The organism is Dongia deserti, assembly GCF_003574735.1.
GTDB lineage: Bacteria > Pseudomonadota > Alphaproteobacteria > Dongiales > Dongiaceae > Dongia_A > Dongia_A deserti.
In genome coordinates, this window is sequence record NZ_QORW01000001.1 from 420,369 (window position 1) to 436,800 (window position 16,432).

General features: G+C 65.0%; 19 protein-coding genes. 2 read left to right on the forward strand and 17 right to left on the reverse strand.

The features are described from left to right. Window positions 1-79: 79 nt before the first annotated feature. On the forward strand, window positions 80-538 hold the full coding sequence (locus DTX69_RS02110) for an MgtC/SapB family protein (protein ID WP_119299820.1): 459 nt from the start codon (window positions 80-82) through the stop codon (window positions 536-538). A gap of 9 nt (window positions 539-547) precedes the next feature. Here the strand turns inward: DTX69_RS02110 and DTX69_RS02115 are convergent, their stop codons facing one another. From DTX69_RS02115 to DTX69_RS02190, 17 genes are all read right to left on the reverse strand, one after another. Further along, window positions 548-1,153, reverse strand: coding sequence for a hypothetical protein (locus DTX69_RS02115; RefSeq protein WP_284735492.1), 606 nt, complete (start codon window positions 1,151-1,153; stop codon window positions 548-550). 140 nt (window positions 1,154-1,293) lie between these two features. Then, window positions 1,294-1,485, reverse strand: a complete 192-nt coding sequence (locus tag DTX69_RS02120; protein WP_119299821.1) for a hypothetical protein — start codon at window positions 1,483-1,485, stop codon at window positions 1,294-1,296. 87 nt (window positions 1,486-1,572) lie between these two features. Then, the gene (locus DTX69_RS02125) at window positions 1,573-2,979 is read right to left on the reverse strand and encodes a sensor histidine kinase (RefSeq protein ID WP_119299822.1); all 1,407 of its coding nucleotides are present in this window, start codon (window positions 2,977-2,979) and stop codon (window positions 1,573-1,575) included. 45 nt (window positions 2,980-3,024) lie between these two features. Beyond that, a complete protein-coding gene (locus DTX69_RS02130; protein WP_322090872.1) occupies window positions 3,025-4,449 on the reverse strand; it encodes a dihydrolipoyl dehydrogenase family protein in 1,425 nt (474 codons plus the stop codon). Then, entirely contained in the window at window positions 4,449-5,210 is a 762-nt protein-coding gene (locus DTX69_RS02135; protein ID WP_162916517.1) for a TVP38/TMEM64 family protein, read from the reverse strand. Before DTX69_RS02135 ends, DTX69_RS02130 begins: the two co-directional genes overlap by 1 nt. Before the next feature lie 59 nt (window positions 5,211-5,269). Beyond that, window positions 5,270-6,085, reverse strand: a complete 816-nt coding sequence (locus tag DTX69_RS02140) for a type 1 glutamine amidotransferase (protein WP_119299825.1) — start codon at window positions 6,083-6,085, stop codon at window positions 5,270-5,272. A gap of 62 nt (window positions 6,086-6,147) precedes the next feature. Beyond that, window positions 6,148-7,023, reverse strand: coding sequence for a metal ABC transporter permease (locus DTX69_RS02145; RefSeq protein ID WP_119299826.1), 876 nt, complete (start codon window positions 7,021-7,023; stop codon window positions 6,148-6,150). A gap of 401 nt (window positions 7,024-7,424) precedes the next feature. Beyond that, window positions 7,425-8,252 (reverse strand): metal ABC transporter ATP-binding protein, encoded by an 828-nt coding sequence (locus DTX69_RS02150; RefSeq protein WP_119299827.1) that lies wholly within the window; start codon window positions 8,250-8,252, stop codon window positions 7,425-7,427. Next, complete coding sequence (locus tag DTX69_RS30920; protein ID WP_162916518.1) at window positions 8,137-8,697, reverse strand: ATP-binding protein; 561 nt, start codon at window positions 8,695-8,697, stop codon at window positions 8,137-8,139. Before DTX69_RS30920 ends, DTX69_RS02150 begins: the two co-directional genes overlap by 116 nt. 135 nt (window positions 8,698-8,832) lie before the next feature. Beyond that, on the reverse strand, window positions 8,833-9,048 hold the full coding sequence (locus DTX69_RS02160; RefSeq protein ID WP_119299828.1) for an ATP-binding protein: 216 nt from the start codon (window positions 9,046-9,048) through the stop codon (window positions 8,833-8,835). A 54-nt stretch (window positions 9,049-9,102) separates the two neighbouring features. Beyond that, complete coding sequence (locus DTX69_RS29945) at window positions 9,103-9,276, reverse strand: hypothetical protein (RefSeq protein ID WP_162916520.1); 174 nt, start codon at window positions 9,274-9,276, stop codon at window positions 9,103-9,105. Window positions 9,277-9,665: 389 nt separating this feature from the next. Beyond that, on the reverse strand, window positions 9,666-10,373 hold the full coding sequence (locus tag DTX69_RS02165; protein WP_119299829.1) for a M48 family metallopeptidase: 708 nt from the start codon (window positions 10,371-10,373) through the stop codon (window positions 9,666-9,668). Between the two features lie 144 nt (window positions 10,374-10,517). Beyond that, a complete protein-coding gene (locus DTX69_RS02170; RefSeq protein ID WP_162916522.1) occupies window positions 10,518-11,393 on the reverse strand; it encodes a bifunctional transcriptional activator/DNA repair enzyme AdaA in 876 nt (291 codons plus the stop codon). Between the two features lie 97 nt (window positions 11,394-11,490). Then, a complete protein-coding gene (locus DTX69_RS02175) occupies window positions 11,491-11,964 on the reverse strand; it encodes a YcgN family cysteine cluster protein (protein ID WP_119300034.1) in 474 nt (157 codons plus the stop codon). Window positions 11,965-12,029: 65 nt separating this feature from the next. After that, complete coding sequence (locus DTX69_RS02180; protein ID WP_119299831.1) at window positions 12,030-12,518, reverse strand: cupin domain-containing protein; 489 nt, start codon at window positions 12,516-12,518, stop codon at window positions 12,030-12,032. Then, window positions 12,515-13,108: a putative glycolipid-binding domain-containing protein gene (locus DTX69_RS02185; protein WP_119299832.1), complete on the reverse strand. Its 594-nt coding sequence runs from the start codon at window positions 13,106-13,108 to the stop codon at window positions 12,515-12,517. Before DTX69_RS02185 ends, DTX69_RS02180 begins: the two co-directional genes overlap by 4 nt. 53 nt (window positions 13,109-13,161) lie before the next feature. Beyond that, window positions 13,162-13,578 (reverse strand): GFA family protein, encoded by a 417-nt coding sequence (locus DTX69_RS02190; protein ID WP_119299833.1) that lies wholly within the window; start codon window positions 13,576-13,578, stop codon window positions 13,162-13,164. A 227-nt stretch (window positions 13,579-13,805) separates the two neighbouring features. Between DTX69_RS02190 and DTX69_RS02195 the strand changes: the two genes are divergently transcribed. Further along, complete coding sequence (locus tag DTX69_RS02195) at window positions 13,806-16,427, forward strand: ATP-binding protein (RefSeq protein ID WP_162916524.1); 2,622 nt, start codon at window positions 13,806-13,808, stop codon at window positions 16,425-16,427. Window positions 16,428-16,432: the final 5 nt, after the last annotated feature.

Sequence of the window (16,432 nt, forward strand, 5' to 3'; positions counted from 1 at the left end):
CGTTGCAGGGGGAACCATTCAGTCCTTCGTTTCGTTGCTGAGAAGTAGTGCGGGCACCTACCAGCACATGAGAAGCGACATGGGGATGGAGCTCCCGCTTGAAGATCTAGCATTGCGGCTGGGCGCAGCCTCGCTGGCCGGCATGATCATCGGCGTCGAGCGCGAATGGCGCCAGAAGCCCGCCGGTCTGCGCACGCATATGCTGGTCTCGCTCGCAGCGGCCGCCTTCACGATCATTTCCTTCGAGCTGTTCCGGACCAGTCTTGAGATATCGCCAGGTTCGAGCGGCGATCCGATCCGCGTCATAGAGGGCGTCGTAGCGGGCGTCGCATTTCTGGGCGCCGGCGTGATCATCCAGGCGCGCGGCGACGTCAGGAACCTCACCACGGGCGCCACTATCTGGATGAGCGGCGCTACAGGCCTGGCTTGCGGCGGCGGGTTCTTCATCGTTGCTGGGCTCTTGGTCGCGCTCTCGCTCGTCATCCTGGTGCTGCTTGGCCTCCTGGAAGGAAAAGGCGTGGGAGAGCGGAAGGATTGAGCTTTCGCCTTAGAGCCCTATTCTGCGTATGAAGCTGAGCTGCTTCGAGACGCCGCCGGTCGCGGTGTAGTCAGGCTTCGGCAGCGAATGCACGTGCGCGTCCTCGGCGCCACAGCGGCGCAGGATTTCGAGTGCCTTGCGCTCGTGCGCCTCGTCTGGCGTGTGGACCCAGAGCAGGAGGCCACCCTTGTCCAGATGCTCCTGCAGGGCATGCGCGTGATGCTTCTCCAGGAAACGGCCAAGCATGATACCGATCACCCCGCCCGCGCCGCCGCCGGCCGCGACGCCGAGAACAAGGGCCGCGACCGTTCCGCCGGACGCCACCACCATGCCGGCCGCCGCCACCGCACCGATATAGAACAGGCCGCCGACCAGGACGCCCTTGCCCTCAGTGCGCGAATCGCTGTCGACGAACGCCTGGAAGGCCACGCTCGGATCATCCTCGAGATCGGCAACGCGTTCGAACTTGTGGCCGAGGCGAGTCTCAATCGCCCGGTCCGCCGCCAGCAGCGACAGATCGGCATGGTTGAAGCCGTTGATCAGCAGTTCGTCAGCAGCGTCGTGCAGCGCTTTTTCATCGTGAAAGAGGCCAACGGCCTCGCGCGTCTCGCCCATCCTCGCCTCCTTGACCAGGGCCGGACTGGCGAAGGGGCGCGATCAATGGATGGTCACGCCGCGATCGCTTGATACAAGCGATCCTAGCACTGTTTGGGATGGGCCCAAACCGTCAAAAGGACAGGGAGCAGCGGCTGGGTTCAGTGATGGTCGGACTGCCGGCCGTTGGTCAGTTCGGCGACGGCGTAGAAGGCCAGCAGAATGCAGACGATGAAGAAGCTGAGGCCGCCCCAGTATTGGAAATTGTCGTGCCCGCCCGCCGCCACGACCAGCGACAGAACGGCAAAAAGTCCCAGCAGAAAGACGATCCCAACCTTCGAAATCATTTCCATGACACCCGCTTGGCAGCTTCAAGTCGCGCGAAAATAGGGGGCGCGCCGCCGTGAAGCAAGCCCGCCTTTGGGCTAATTGCAGGGCCGCTAGGCGGATTGGCGGTCGGGCAGCTCCAGCAGGAACGTGGCGCCCTTGGCATCGTTGGCGGCGAGCTTGAGGTCACCGCCCTGAACGCGCATCAGTTCCCGCGCGATGGCGAGGCCGAGGCCGGTGCCGCCTGACCGGGCAGACCCTTTGAACGGCGCAAACAGGTTCTGCAGCGCCTTTGGCGGCAGGCCAGGTCCGTCATCAGCGACCTCGATCTCCACCTTGCCGTCGGCCCGGCGCGCGCGGATCGCGACGTTGTGCGCTCCCATCTGCAGCGCGTTCTCCGCCAGGTTGTGGATCACGCGGTAGAGCTGTGCGCGGTCGGCCGTCAAGGTGAAGTCCTGCGCGAAATCGGCTTGGAGGACGACCGCGCCGTTCAGATACTTGCCAAGGCTCTCGCCCACTTCACCGTGCAGCTCGGCCAGCGGGAAGCGGGAATATTCCGGCTTGGTCGGTCCCTCGCGCGTGAAGTTGAGCGTATCGGTGCAAAGCGAAATGGCGCGGTCGAGGGAGCGCACCAAGGATGGCGCCATCTTCTTCACCTCCGGATTGTCGCTGTGCGCCAGGCGGTCGGCCACCAGCTGCGCCGTTGCAAGCACGCCGCGCAGATCGTGGTTGATCTTGCTGACCGCGGTGCCGAGCGCGGCGAGGCGCTCGCGCTGCTTCAACGCCTTGCGGATCTGTTTCTGGAGCTGCAGGAGCTCGCGCTCCGCGACACCGATCTCGTCGCTTCGACGCGCCGCCGCATCGTCGCGCGACATGTCCTCCGGATTGGCGCGGAAATCGACCATGCGCTGGGTCAGGTTGCGCATCGGCCGGATCAGCAGCCATTGCAGCGCCGCGAAGATGAGCGCGGCGGTCACCAGCGAGATGACAATGCTGAGGCCGACGATGCGCCACGAATAGGAGATCATGGCCTGATGCAACGGCGTGTCGTCCAGCACGACGTCGATCCAGGCATCGCCCGCTTGCGGCGTCTGCCCCCTCACGCGCAGTAGCCGGCCCCCGCCGGAAGACAGCTGCTCGAACGCGTCCTTGATCAGGGTCGTCGGCATCTGGTCGCTCAGATCGATCTGACGGCTGATGATGATGTTGGCCGGCGTCGATCCCCGCATGATCAGGTTCTTTCCGTCCGGCGTGCGCAAGGCGATCAGGCGCGCGCCTGCATTCTCGAGCAGCTCGATCTCGAGCTGCGGATCGATCATGTAGTCCGGAGTCGCCTCGAGCGCGAGGATCGCGAGATAGGCGGTGGCAAGGCGTTCGCTGAGCCAGTCGTCGCGGAAGCGTGCGATCGAAGGCACGTAGATCAGCACCTCGCTCACCATCACGAAGCAGATGGTCAGCGCCAGCAGCCGGGCTGACAGGCCTCGGCCGAAACCGGGAAGCGCGGCCTTCTCTTCCGACATCCTAGCCGTTAGCTGAAGGTCTACACATGGATTTGTGATAGCTGCTCACCCGAACCAGCGCAAGACGCGCACAAGCCTGCGGATGGCCGGCGAAAACAGCTTGGCAGCATAGAACTGGCCCGCTGCGCGCTTGCTGAGCTCGGACAAAGTCGGATAGGGCAACATCGGCCCTGCCAACGCCGAAAGCTTGAGATTCCGCGCCATCGCCAAGCACCAGGGCGCCAGCAGCTCGCCGGCCTGCGCGCCGACAATGGTGACGCCGAGGATGCGGCCGCTTTGGTCGGAGATGACCTTCAGGAATCCATCCTCATGCCGCTCCGTCCGCGCACGGTCATTTCCGACGGCGGGCTGGCGCGTGACGACGATGTCTGCGCGGTCGCGCCGCGCTGCTTCCTCGGTCAGGCCGATCTGCGCCAGCTCCGGATCGCTATAGGTCACCCAAGGCAAGGCGCGTGCATCGAACCTGACCGGCAGACGGAACAAGGTGCTGCGGATGACCAGGCCCGCCTGATGCCCAGCGACATGGGTAAAGGCCGGTCCGCCGGTGCAGTCGCCGATCGCATAGACACGGCGATTGGTGGTCCGCAGGCGCGCGTCGACCCGCACGCCCTTGGGCGTGGCGGCGATTCCGGCGTGTTCCAGGCCCATGTTCTCCACGCGTGGTTTACGCCCGACCGCGACCAGCAGATGCGCCCCCTCCAACCATTGCGTTTGGCCATCGGCACCGCGCAGGGCGATGCGGATGTGGTCGCCAACGCGCTGCACCGCGCTCGCTGTGCTGCCCTCGTGCAGGGCGACACCGTCGCGGACCAGGGACGCGCGCACCAGTTCGACCGCTTCGGCGTCGTCGCGCGGCAGAAGGCGCGCCATCTCCACCAGCTGCACCTTGGCGCCGAGGCGCGCGAAGCCTTGCGCGAGCTCCACGCCGATCGGTCCACCGCCAAGCACGATCAGGTCGCGAATCTCCGCGACACGTTCGAACACCGTCTCGTTGGTGAGATAGGGCACCTGATCCAGGCCCGGGACCGGCGGAATGAAAGCGGAGGATCCGGTCGCCAGCACAAAGCGTCGCGCCTGGATGCGCGCGTCGCCCGCTTCGAGAGTTCTATCATCGACAAACTTGGCCCAGCTTCTGAGAACCGTCACGCCCAGGCCTTCGAAGCGTTCCACTGAATCATGCGGCGCTATGGCGGCGATCACCTCCTCGATATGCGCCTGGACGCGCGAGAGATCAATGCGCGGCGGCGCGAACTCCACGCCAAAGCCGCCGGAATGACGGTGCTGCATCGCGGCCTTCGCGGCAGCCAGCAAAGCCTTCGAGGGGACGCAGCCGTAGTTCAGGCAATCGCCGCCCATCTTGCCGGCTTCGATGAGAACGGTCTCAGCACCAAGCTGCGCCGCGCCGGCGGCCACCGACAAGCCCGCCGAGCCCGCGCCGATCACGCAGATGTCCGGTTTCAGCAGCCGCATCATCGATCCCGCGCGGCACGACGACGGCGGAGATACTTCACGGCGATCGGCGCGGCAGCCAATATCGCCAGCCCGACCAGCCCGCCTTCAACCTCCGGCGTCATGAGGCTGTGCAGGCTGAGATCTGCGCTGGTCTTCAGCACGCTGCCCAATCCCGCGCCTACGGTTGCGAAGATCGCCGTCGCCGGAATGATGCCGACGAACGTGGTGATGATGAAAACCGGCAGCGGCACACCGAGAAAGGCCGGCACGAGATTGGCGATGAAGAACGGGATTACCGGGAACAGCCGCATCATCAGCAGGTAGCTCCATTGATTGTCGGCAAAACCGCGTTCGACCTTCGCCAGCCACGGACCGGCATGGGTATGGAGATAGTCGCCGAGCGATGTCTTGGCCGCCAGGAACAGCAGCGTTGCGCCAGTGGTAGCCGCGATCACCGCCAGGATCGCGCCGACCATCGCGCCGAACAGGAACCCGGCCGCGACCGTCAGCCAAATCGCGCCAGGCAGCGACAAGGCGACGAACGACACGTAGAGCAGCAGGTAGCAGATCAGAGCCTCGACGTAGTGCGCCGCCACGAACTCGGCGAGGAGCTGGTGATGCGCCCTCAAATGCTGGAAGCTCGCGAACCGATCGAGGTCGAAGGCGAAGACCAGGATCAGGCCGAGCGCGATGACGCCGAGCGGCAGCCAGCGGCGCCACGCTGCGCGGCGTGGTTGCTGGCTTCCGTCGTTGGGTATGAGTTCGTGCGGTCCGACCATGGCCCCTGCTGATTTGCTGGCTGGCATGGTCCCCCGCAGCCGAGCCTTCAACCAGCATGTTAGCCGTCACGCGCCCGCTCGCCACTCACTAAGTGTTGAGTGAATTCATGCCCCAAAGGCATGAGAGACGCCGGGTCAGGCCGCCCTGCCCTCGCGGCCTCCTGCACCAAGGCGGCCCAGCGCTGGGTCACGACGCGGCAGAAGTTGGCAGCCCGGCCGCCATAGCGTGCGATCTCGTCACGGGCGCGGTCGAGCACCTCTCGTCCGGTCTGCTCTTCGAAGCGTTTGACGATGGTATGGCCCCACTGGTCGAACCATTGTTTGGCGAGATCCACCGACACTTCGAAATGGCACTGGAAGCCGTAGGTCGTGCGACCGAAACGGAAGGCCTGGTTGCGGCACGCGGCGCCCGTCATCAGGTGCGCGGCGCCCTCCGGCATGTCGAAGGTATCCTCATGCCACTGCAAAATGCGCTGGCGCGGTGCCAGGCCGGTGAGCAGCGGATCCTCCTTGCCGTCCTCGGTGATCTCGATCGGCGGATAGCCGACCTCGAATTCTTCGTTGCGCCGCACCTTCTCCCCGAAGGCGCGGGCGAGCAGCTGGCTACCAAGGCACAAGCCCAGCAGCGGCTTCGCCTGCTCATGGAACGCGTGCAGCAGATCCAGCATGGGCGGAAACGCCGGGTAGTTCGCATCGTCCCCGGCGTGCTGCGGTCCCCCGAGAATGATAGCGGCATCGTAGCCCTGCGGAGTCTTCGGCAGTGCATCGCCATGATGCGGCAGGATGGTGGCAAGCTTGGCGCCAGCCGCGACCAGGTAGTCGCCGACCAAGGAGACCGGCGTCTGCGGATTATTTTGAATGACTAGGACGTTCATGGCCTCTCACCCTCCAAGAAGCCGCATGATGTCGCAGCAGCCCGCGCCATGCAACGACCCCATCAGTGCTCCAGATGGGGCCGCCTGATGTAGCGGCGCAGCAACCCGCCATTGCTGCCGACTGCGAGGGATAGGAGGTAGAGCAAGCCGGCGGACAGGATCACCGCCGGGCCGGAGGGCAGATTGGCATAGTAGGAAAAGATGAGCCCGGCAACCGATGAGAGCACGGCCACCAGGACGGCAACGCCGATCATGCGGCCAATCGAGATGGTCCAGAGGCGCGCAGAGGTGGCCGGTAGCATCATCAGCCCGATCGCCATCAACGTGCCCAGCGCCTGCATCGCCGCCACCATGTTGAGCACCACCAGAGCCAGAAAGGTGGCGTGGGCAAGGCCGCCCCGGCCACCGACCGCGCGCAGGAAGCCGGGATCAAAGCACTCGAGAATCAGCGTGCGATAGATGAGTGCCAGCACCAGAACAGTGATGGTCGATGCGCCGGCGATCAGCACCAGCGCGCTGTTCGATACGGCCAGCAGTGTCCCGAACAGAATATGCAGCAAGTCGACCGAGCTGCCTTTCACGGAAACCAGCAACACGCCCAGCGCCAGCGAAATCAGGAAAAAGCCGGCGAGCGCCGCGTCTTCCTTCAGGGGCGTGATGCGGCTCATGACGCCGGCCGCCAGCGCCACGATCAAGGCGACGATCAGGCCGCCCAGGCTCATCGCCCAGAGCGACAAGCCCGCCACCAGGAACCCGATCGCGGCCCCGGGCAGGATCGCGTGGGACATCGCATCGCCCATCAGGGCCATGCGACGCAGCACCAGGAACACGCCGATCGGCCCGGCGCTGATCGACAAGGCAAGGCACGCCACCAGCGCCCGGCGCATGAAGCCGAACTCGATAAAAGGCTGAAACAGGAAATCGAAGAGCAGCTGCATCACTCTGCAGGCCAATCGCAGTAACGGAAGGAGCCATGAAACGAACCCCTGCTTCCCTTGCGGTGCCGGGGGCTCGCACTTGGAATGCAAGAGTGCGCGACGTCGCGCGACGAGCCCCTTCCCCCCTTGTAGGGGAAGGTTGGGATGGGGGGTGATGCCGCGCTGCGGCCCAGACGAATTGCGCTCTTGCGAGCGCGCACGGCACTCGCCGCGCCGCCTTCCATCCACCCCCGGGCTCTTGCGAGCCGGGGGTCGCTAACGCGCACTAAGGCTCCGCATCCTTCCCCAACAAGGGGGGAAGGGGAGTTCTGTTTGCACCAATCGCGCATATGCCATGCCCTTCTCCGGCAAGGGGAGAGCGATGCATTTTGCGATTGCTCGTTCGTACAGTTGCCCATCATTTAGCGTGCGCAGATTGCTGCAGCGGGATCGGTCCAGCTGGCGGCGAGATGGCGGGCGCGTTCCAGGTTCTCATCGCTCAGGGTCTGGCGTGCGGGGCCCCAGGCCACCAGTTCGCGCGCCATCAGCAGGGCATCGGGAAAATCGCGCCTCACCTGCTCCAGGTCGTGCAAGGCCGCGACGACCGTGCGCCCCTCAGTTTGCCAGTCGCGCACGACATTCATGAGGTCCGCCGCGGTCTTCTGATCGATGGCGTTGAACGGCTCGTCGAGCAGGATGAGTGCCGCTTCCTGCACCATCAGCCGCGCGAACAGTACGCGCTGGAACTGGCCGACGGAAAGCTTGCCGATCGGTTGGTGCTCGAGACCCGCGAGCCCGACCGACGCGATCGCTGCGACGCTGACCGCGCGATCTTCTCCGCTCAACCGGCGCAGCGCGCCGACCTTGCGCCAATGACCGAAATCCACCACGTCGACCACGCGCAGTGGGAAGCTGCGATCGACATCCACGACTTGCGGCAGATAGGCGACAGCGCCCCGGTCGATGCCAAATCGAATCGCGCCGGCCGTGACTGGCAGCAAGCCGGCGATCGCCTTCAGCAGCGTGCTCTTGCCGGCACCATTGGGACCGACCAGAGCCGTCAGGCTGCCTCCCTCGAACGCGCCGCTGATGTGATGCACGACCGGGTGGCGATCATAGGCGATGGTGACATCGTCAAGGCGGAGCACGTCCACCGGTTGTGCCTGCGATGCGGGCCACGGGCGGCTTTCGTGCGGGGCGGCCCGGGACAGGGCCGCTTCTATTGGATTGCCCACCAAACCGCGACCCATAGCAACAGCACTCCCAGGCCCGCGATCGCCAGTCTGCGTGCGGCGCTCCAATTGAGCGTTGTCTCGGCGGGGTGAAGATGATGCATGGCCTGACCGTGATTGGTTCAGCGGCGTTATAACATAACAACAACGCGCCGAGAACCCACAGATAAGAGGCTTGTTCCAAGGACTTAGGCGAAGCGGCCAAACTGTCCGGAGGCCATCCGGGGGAACCGAGCCGCCGGGAAGCCGGAGGATGGCCGTGGTGCCCTGCTCGACTGCGCGTTTCCACGTGGAGCGTGCCGCCGTGACGCTCCATCAGCTTCCGGGTGAGCGGCAGGCCAAGGCCGGCGCCATTGCGGCTGAGCCCATTCTCGACTTGGTGGAAAGGCTGGAACACCTGTTCGAGCTGGTCTGGCGGGTTGCCGCAGCCGGCATGCGCGTCCGGACCTCGATGCTTCCCCATCCGTCACTTCGGCGGCGAGGGTGACCTCACAGCCGGGCGCGAATTTGATGGCGTTGGCGAGCAGGTTGACCACGCGCTGGCGCAGCGCCATTCGTCGCCCTTCATAGCGACCGCGCGCCGGCGGCAAGTGCAGGATCACGCCGCCTCCGCCTGCACGCGCACCAGCCGCAATCCGTCATGCAGGAACTGGCGCAGATCGAAGATCGTCTCGCTGAGCGGCAGGTGATCCGCTTCGAGCTTCGAGTAGTCGAGGATGTCGTTGATGAGTGCCAAGAGATGCGCGCCGGAGTTCCGGATGTCGGTGATGTAGCCCCGGCGTTGCTTCGCTCCCATCTGCTCGACGTCGCGCATGCGGGGGCTCCGCGAACCTGATGACGGCGTTGAGCGGCGTGCGCCGCTCGTGGCTCATGATGGCGAGCAAGCGACTTTTGCCTCGCTCGCGATCTCCGCCTTGCGATGCGCTCCCTCGAACTCCACGGCGCGACGATGGGTGAGGTCGACCGCCTTCTCCAGCAAGGCCGTCATGGTGCCGACGCCGAGATAGCGACCCTGCTCCGCGATCGCGAGGCCGGTCGACATCGCTGGGGATACCGGAAGGCGATCAGCTCCTTCACGCCTTCGATCGGCGTCGAGCGACCTTGCCCTCGCCCTCCACCACCGCGAAGCTCGGATCGCCGGATGGGACGCACGGAGATCGTCGATCGTCGGCGCAGGTCCGCCAAGGTCGCGCGCCAGTATCTGATTGCGCGACGCGCCAAGCGCACAGGGCTGACGGCCTGAGCGGGTGAGAACGCGAAACATACGGAACCGGCCTTTCTCGCGGCTTTTAGGACAAATCGAACGTGCCGCGACGGTAATCTCTGCGGCCGCGCGCCGGCACCAGAAAAGCTTCGGCCTGCGCCGACAGGGGAGTCGACGCAGGCCTTTCGAGGAGAGAGGTCAATTTGCAGCGATGCTGCGGCCGCCTCTCAACGGCCGTAGCGATAAAGATCGGTTCCGTTCTCTTCCAGCCAAACGCGCGCGCTCTGCACGCTGCGGCAGATCTCACTGCACAGCCTCCAGAAACGCGGGCCGTGATTCATTTCCCTGAGATGCGCGACCTCGTGCGCGACCACGTAGTCCAGCACGTGGCGCGGCGCGAGGACCAGGCGCCAGGAAAAAGACAAGACGCCATCCGTCGTGCAGCTGCCCCACCGGCTCTTGGTGTCGCGCAGGATGACACGCTTCACCTGCTTGCCGAGCTGCTCGGCCTTGGCACGCGCGCGCGCTTCGATCTCGCGCCGCGCTTCGAGCTTCAGCCAGTCGGAAACCCGGCGTGCAACATGGTCCTCGTGGCCGGCGACGTGGATCTCCTGCTCTTCGCACCACACGACCCCGCGAGCATTGGCGCGATGACGGATGCGATGGGGAATGCCGAGGAATGGAATCACGCTGCCATGCGCAAACGCGACGGTCTCCGGCAATTGATCCAATCTTTCTTCGATCCAGTCGCGATTCTGCAACGCGAATCGCTTACCCTCATGACGCGTCGTGCGTTTTGGTAGCACCACCACGATGCGCGAAGCGCCGTAGTCGAGTCTGAGGATGATGCGCCGTGCGCGCCGGTTCTCCTGGAACACCAGAGGCACCGAACGACGCTCGAAATCCATGAGGTGAAGATCGGCCGCTTCCGCCATGCGACGCCGCGTCGCCGAACCTTTGGGGCGCGGCGCTTTTCTTATTTTTCCCCGGTTTTCCAAGGCTTTCGGCATGACCACCCAAGGCAAACGACGCGCTCTCGGAGGTCAGAATAGAGCCCCGGCTTCGCCGGTTTCAACCACTTACGCCTTTTTTCTGGCGCGAGCCTCGGAGTTGTCCGAACGCGACTTTTCCGCCGCGATAAGAGCCTGTTTTCGCTTAATTCCCCAAGCGTAGCCGCCGAGATTTCCGTTATTACGCAAAACGCGGTGGCACGGGATGGCGATCGCAACCGGGTTGTTGGCACAGGCATTGCCTACGGCGCGGACAGCTGCCGGATGGCCGATGGCGGCGGCCACCTGGGCATAGCTCCGGGTCTCGCCGACCGGGATCCGCCGCAATTCTTCCCATACCCGACGCTGGAAAGCGGTGGCCCGAATGTCCAGCGGCAGGTCCTCGTGCGGCGCCTGGCCCTCCAGCCGGCGCAGGATCTCCTCGAGATAGGGCTCCAGCGCCTCGTCGTCGCGATCGATCTCCGCCTCGGCGAATTCCGACTTGAGCAGCTGGATCATCGCCGCATCGCTTGCACCCAGCTGCACGCGGCAGATGCCGCGCAATGTCGCCGCCACCAGCACGAGGCCGAGCGCGCAGGGCGCAATGCCATAGCGAATCTGCTGTCCCTTCCCACCCTTCGCGTAGCTGGCAGGGGTCATGCCGAGCGCCGAAGCCGCGCGCTCATAGACGCGGCTGGATGAACCATAGCCCGCCTCGAAGGTGGCGCCGGCGACACCGACGCCGCTCTTCAGCCCCTTGCGCAAGCGCTTCATGCGCAGCGCGTCGTCGTACTGGCGCGGGCTGACACCCAGCACGCGCTTGAACTGGCGCTGCAAGTGCCAGGGGCTGACGCCCGTATGGTCGCTGAGTTCCTTCAGGCTGACCGGACCGTCTGCTTCCGCATCGGCGCGCTGCTCGATATAGGCGGCGGCATCGCGGACGGCACCCACCATGGCTTCGGACATGTCGCTCTCTCGTCTTTTGCGAATGGACATGGCCGATACCTAGGGTTTCAAAGGCCTTTCAGCTATCCGAGGCTTGCGCACAAAAAGCCGTGCCTTTTCAGCGTCTTGCTGCCCGCCGATGGGGCTGCGGCGGAGCCCAATCGACGATGTGGTCCTCAAGATCGCCGGCCTCCGTTTCCGAGATCGCGCGGCCCCGCGCCGAGATGCCGGCGCGATGCACCGCATTGCGGTCGCCGCATTTCAGATGGTGCCAGTCGTAGAGGTCCTGGCCCTCCGCCACCAGGCGATAGGCACAGGTGTCGGGCAGCCAGCGGATCTTCTTCACGTTGCGCGGCGTCAGGCGCACGCAATCCTTCACGTATTTGAAGCGGTCCTTGTAGCGCGTGCATTGGCAGCTCTTGGTGTCGAGCAGCTTGCAGGCGACGTTGGTGAAATGGAGCTCGTTGTTATCCGTGTCGATGAGCTTGTTGAGGCAGCACTTGCCGCAGCCGTCGCACAGGCTCTCCCACTCCGCCTGCGTCATCTGGCTCATCTTCTTGGTCTTCCAGAACGGCTGCTCGCCATCCGCCATCGCTGTGTCCATATGTGCTGTCGATGGCCGCACTATAGCGGCTCTCGCCGCCGATGGCGAAGGGGCTAGGCCGGTCCAAACGGCTTGATCGGCGCGCCCAGTTCGTAGAACTCCGTGCCGCCGGCGCTGCCGACCAGGAGGTAGCGCTTGCCAAGGGCCGGGTAATCGAGCACATCGAGCGGTCTATCTTCTCCGCCCATCAGATAGACCAGCTCCTCCTCGAACGGGTTCTTCAGAAGATGCGGGACCGAGGGCGTGGCAAAGCCCATGAAATTGCCGGGCCCGACCTCGTGGCTCTCGCCATCGATCTCCGCAACGCCGCGACCGGAGATGATGTAGATCCATTCCTCCTCCATCATGTGGGCGTGATAGGCGAAGGAGTCCTTGCCGGCCGGCAGGCGCGCGAGGGTGACGTGGGCGCGGCTCATGCCGGCCATGCGAGAGAGTCCAGCCCCGATGAATTCCGAATTGGGATTGAGCCGCTGCTTGAAAGGCTTGCCGCGGGCGGCGATCTCGTCCGCCGTCCACAGCACTTTGCGGGGTGCATCACTCATGATTCATCTCCATGCCAATCGGCAATGCGCAGCCAGATGCGCTCATAGGAAACAGGCAAGGCCAGCTCATCGACCGTGACGATCGCCGTGAAGCCGCTGGCGACGTTGGTGTAGCGATACTCGCGATCCGCCAGACGCTCATAGCGCTGGAGCGACGGCTCGACCGAGAGTGCGGGAAACTTGACCCAGGCACAAAGGATCTCCGCCGATTGCCAGATCGCGAGATCGAGGCGCCGGATGGCAAGTGCGTTTGTGGATGGCGTCAGGCCCAGGTCCGGCTCCATGCAGCCATCGAGCTGCGCGTCGCGCACGCCATTGACCAGCCAACCTTCACCTGCGCGTTCCAGCAGCAGATGCCGGGACGTATCATTGAAAGCCTGTTCGATGTCGATGGCTTGCGCCGACCAGTGTTGATCGCAGTGAATCTCATACCAGGCGCTGAGCGGTTCGCCTTCCTGCGCGGCGATGATGCGGCCGCCAATCGCGAAGCGGCCGAGCGAGGTCGCGGTCTCGCACTCTTCGAACGACTGATCATCCAGAATGCGCCGCCACACGACCCGGCGGAGCGTCTTTTGCGCAGGGTTTGTCATTTCATCGTCCTACTGCGAAGCCGAGGCTGCGACTTGGCGAAAATTGCGGACCGCTATTCCGGCAGGCCGCCCCGCTTCGCCTCCTCGGGCCACTCTGCCGGCAGTTTGACCCAGGGATGGCGGCAGGAATCCCACACGGCCGAGGTCGGCGCGGGAAAGCTGGGGTCCGCGAAATTGCCCGGCGCGACCCCGATCTCGTCCGGTGCGAACTCTGCGTACCAGTACATTGTGCTCCCGCAGATCGGGCAGAAGTAGCTCTCGACCCATCGCCCGGAATCGGAAGAACGGCGCCAACTCTTCACCTGCCCATCAATGGAGACGCAAGCGCTCTTGGGCCAATAGGCCGAGACCCCGAACACGCTACCGGTCGATTTCTGGCATTCGAAGCAGTGACAGACCGTCACCTCGGTCGGGTCGCCTTCCATGGTCAATTTCAGCTGGCCGCAGGAACAGGATGCAATGCGGGACATTGTTTCCTTCCGGATTGGAGCCGCTTCGATACTTTAACCGATTCACTTCCATCCTTGGAGAGGGCCCAGCAACGATGGGCCTTGAACATGCCGGCACATCATCCTAACGTCAGTAGGCCTCATCGATCTCGGACACGCTCCCAGCGGGGGCAAAGCGGGGCTCGCATGCGGATCGTTCACCGGGCTCGTCCCGAGGCGCCGGCCTGCGCGTCACGGTCGTTTGCGTCATGGCCACAATCATAGCCGGCAAACAGACAGCCGAGACCGAGAAGTCGACGGCCCTTTTTGCCGCGACCGCATTGCTGGTCGTCTATGTGCTGGCGAGCGGTGCGCTGCTGGCGATGGGGCCGCGCGACTATCCCACGCTTCACACAATTGTCGATACCGCCATCGGCCTGACCGCCGGTGTGCTGGCGCTGCTGCTGTGGGTGATGGGCCGGCATGTCGAGCGGCCGTTCCTCACCTGGCTGGCGATTGGCTTTGCCGTCACGTCGCTGCTTGAGCTCATCCATCTCCTCGCAATCGTGGATTGGCCGGGCAGTGCGCCTGCCCTGCCGGCATCGGCGGACGCGCTGCGCGCCGCGACCTGGGGGCCGGCGGCGCACCTGCTGCCCATCGCGGTTGGCGGATCTCTCTGGCTATCGGGCCGCAACGCGCCATCGACTCTGGGCTTTGCGGCGATCATCGTGGCGCTGACGGCCGGATTGCTAGCCGCCTTCCAGTGGCTGCCCAGCTATACGGCGCCGGCCCATTTCGGCGTCACGCGCCCGGTCTTGTTCGTGGCGCCGCTCTTGTGGCTCGGCATCGGGGTCCATTGCTGGCGCAATCGCGCGGACGACCGCCTGGTGCGCGCGCTCGCTTGGACATCTCCCGCTCTGCTGCTCGCCGGCCTGGTCATGCTGTTCTCGCAGCGCGAGAACGACACCCAGGCCATCGTCGCCCATCTTGGCACGCTGGTCGGTTATCTCGTCCTCCTGGTGCTGCTGCTGAAGCTAGCCTCGCTCGAGATGACCGAGCGCGTGCGGGCGGAAAGCCAGCTGGCGCAACTGATCGACGAGCAGGAACGCCGGGTGCGCGAGCGCACCGCAGACCTGGAATCGGAAGTCGCGGTGCGGCGCGAAGCGGAGCAGAATGCGCAAGTCCAGTTGCGGCGCCTCAACCTGCTGCATGAGATAACCCGCGCGATCGGCAACCGGCAGGATCTCCACAGCATCTACCAAATCGTGGTCCGCAGCCTGGAAGAGCAGGTGCCGGTCGACCTGTCGTGCCTCTGCCTTTATGACGGCAGCAGCAACGTGCTGACCGTTTCCAAGGTCGGACCGCGCTGCGCCAGGCTCGCGCGGCAGCTCGGCTTGTCCGAGCGCGTGCGCCTGCCGATCGACAGCGATGCCCTGACGCACGCCATCCGCGGCACGCAGGTTTCCGAACCGGACACCGGCTTGGTCGCCTCACCCCTGTCACAGCGGCTTGCGGAGGCTGGTCTGCGCTCGCTGGTCGTTTCGCCGCTGAAGATCGAGGACCGCGTATTCGGCGTGCTGATCGTCGCACGGCGGCAGGCCAAGGGCTTCAGCACCGGCAAGTGCAAGTTCCTGCGCCAGCTCTGCGAGCATGTTGCGCTGGCGGCCCATCAGGCAGAGCTCTACGAAGCGGTGCAGCAGGCCTATCAGGATCTGCAGCAGACGCAGCACGCGGTGCTGCAGCAGGAGCGGCTGCGCGCCTTGGGACAAATGGCGAGCGGCATCGGCCACGATATCAACAATGCCCTGTCGCCGATCGCGCTGCATACCGAGGCGCTGCTGGAAAGCGGGGCCGACCTCAGCCCACGCGTGCGGGACTCGCTCCTCACGATTCAGCGCGCCATCGACAACATCGCCCAGACGGTCGTGCGCATGCGCGAGTTCTACCGCCCGCGCGCCGCGGAATCGGAGCAAGCGCCCGTGCAGCTCAATCCCGTCGCGTTGCAGGCGATCGACCTGACGCGGGCGCGCTGGCACGACATGCCGCAGCGGCGCGGCCATATCATCACCGTGAAGACCGACCTGGCGGCAGAGCTGCCGACCGTCCCCGGCATCGAGGGCGAGATCCGCGAGGCGCTGGTCAATCTCATCCTGAACGCGGTCGACGCCATGCCGAACGGCGGCACTCTGACGCTGCGGACCAAGACGGTCCCACGCCCCCACGCGAGCGACGCTGGCTATGTCCAGATCGATCTTGCCGATACCGGCATTGGCATGAATGACGAGACGCGGCGGCGTTGCATGGAGCCCTTCTTCACCACCAAGGGCGATGGCGGATCGGGGCTCGGACTCGCCACCGTCTACGGCGTGGTACGGCGCCACGGGGCGGAGATCGACATTCGCAGCGTGTACGGGCGCGGCACGACCGTTTCCCTGGTTTTCCCCGTGCAGGCTGCGACCGAAACGCCTGCCGCAACGCCGCCGCGGACCCATGCCGCGCCGGAGCGGCTGCGCCTGTTGCTGGTGGACGATGATCCACTATTCCTGAAGTCGCTCGGCGATTTCCTGGAAGCGGATGGTCACATGGTCACCGAGACCAGCAGCGGACAGGGCGCGATCGACGCGTTCCGCGCGGCGCACCAGCGGCGCGAATCCTTCTCCGCCGTGATCACCGACCTCGGCATGCCGTACGTCGACGGCCGCCGCGTCGCCAGCGCGGTAAAGGAAGTTGCGCCTTCCACGCCGGTCATCCTGCTCACCGGCTGGGGCACGCGCCTGATGCCGGATGACGACATTCCGCCCAACATCGACCGCGTGCTGAGCAAGCCGCCCAAGCTGCGCGAGCTGAGGCAGACGCTGGGTGAGCTGTGCAAGCCGCAAGTGCCGCGGTAACGATC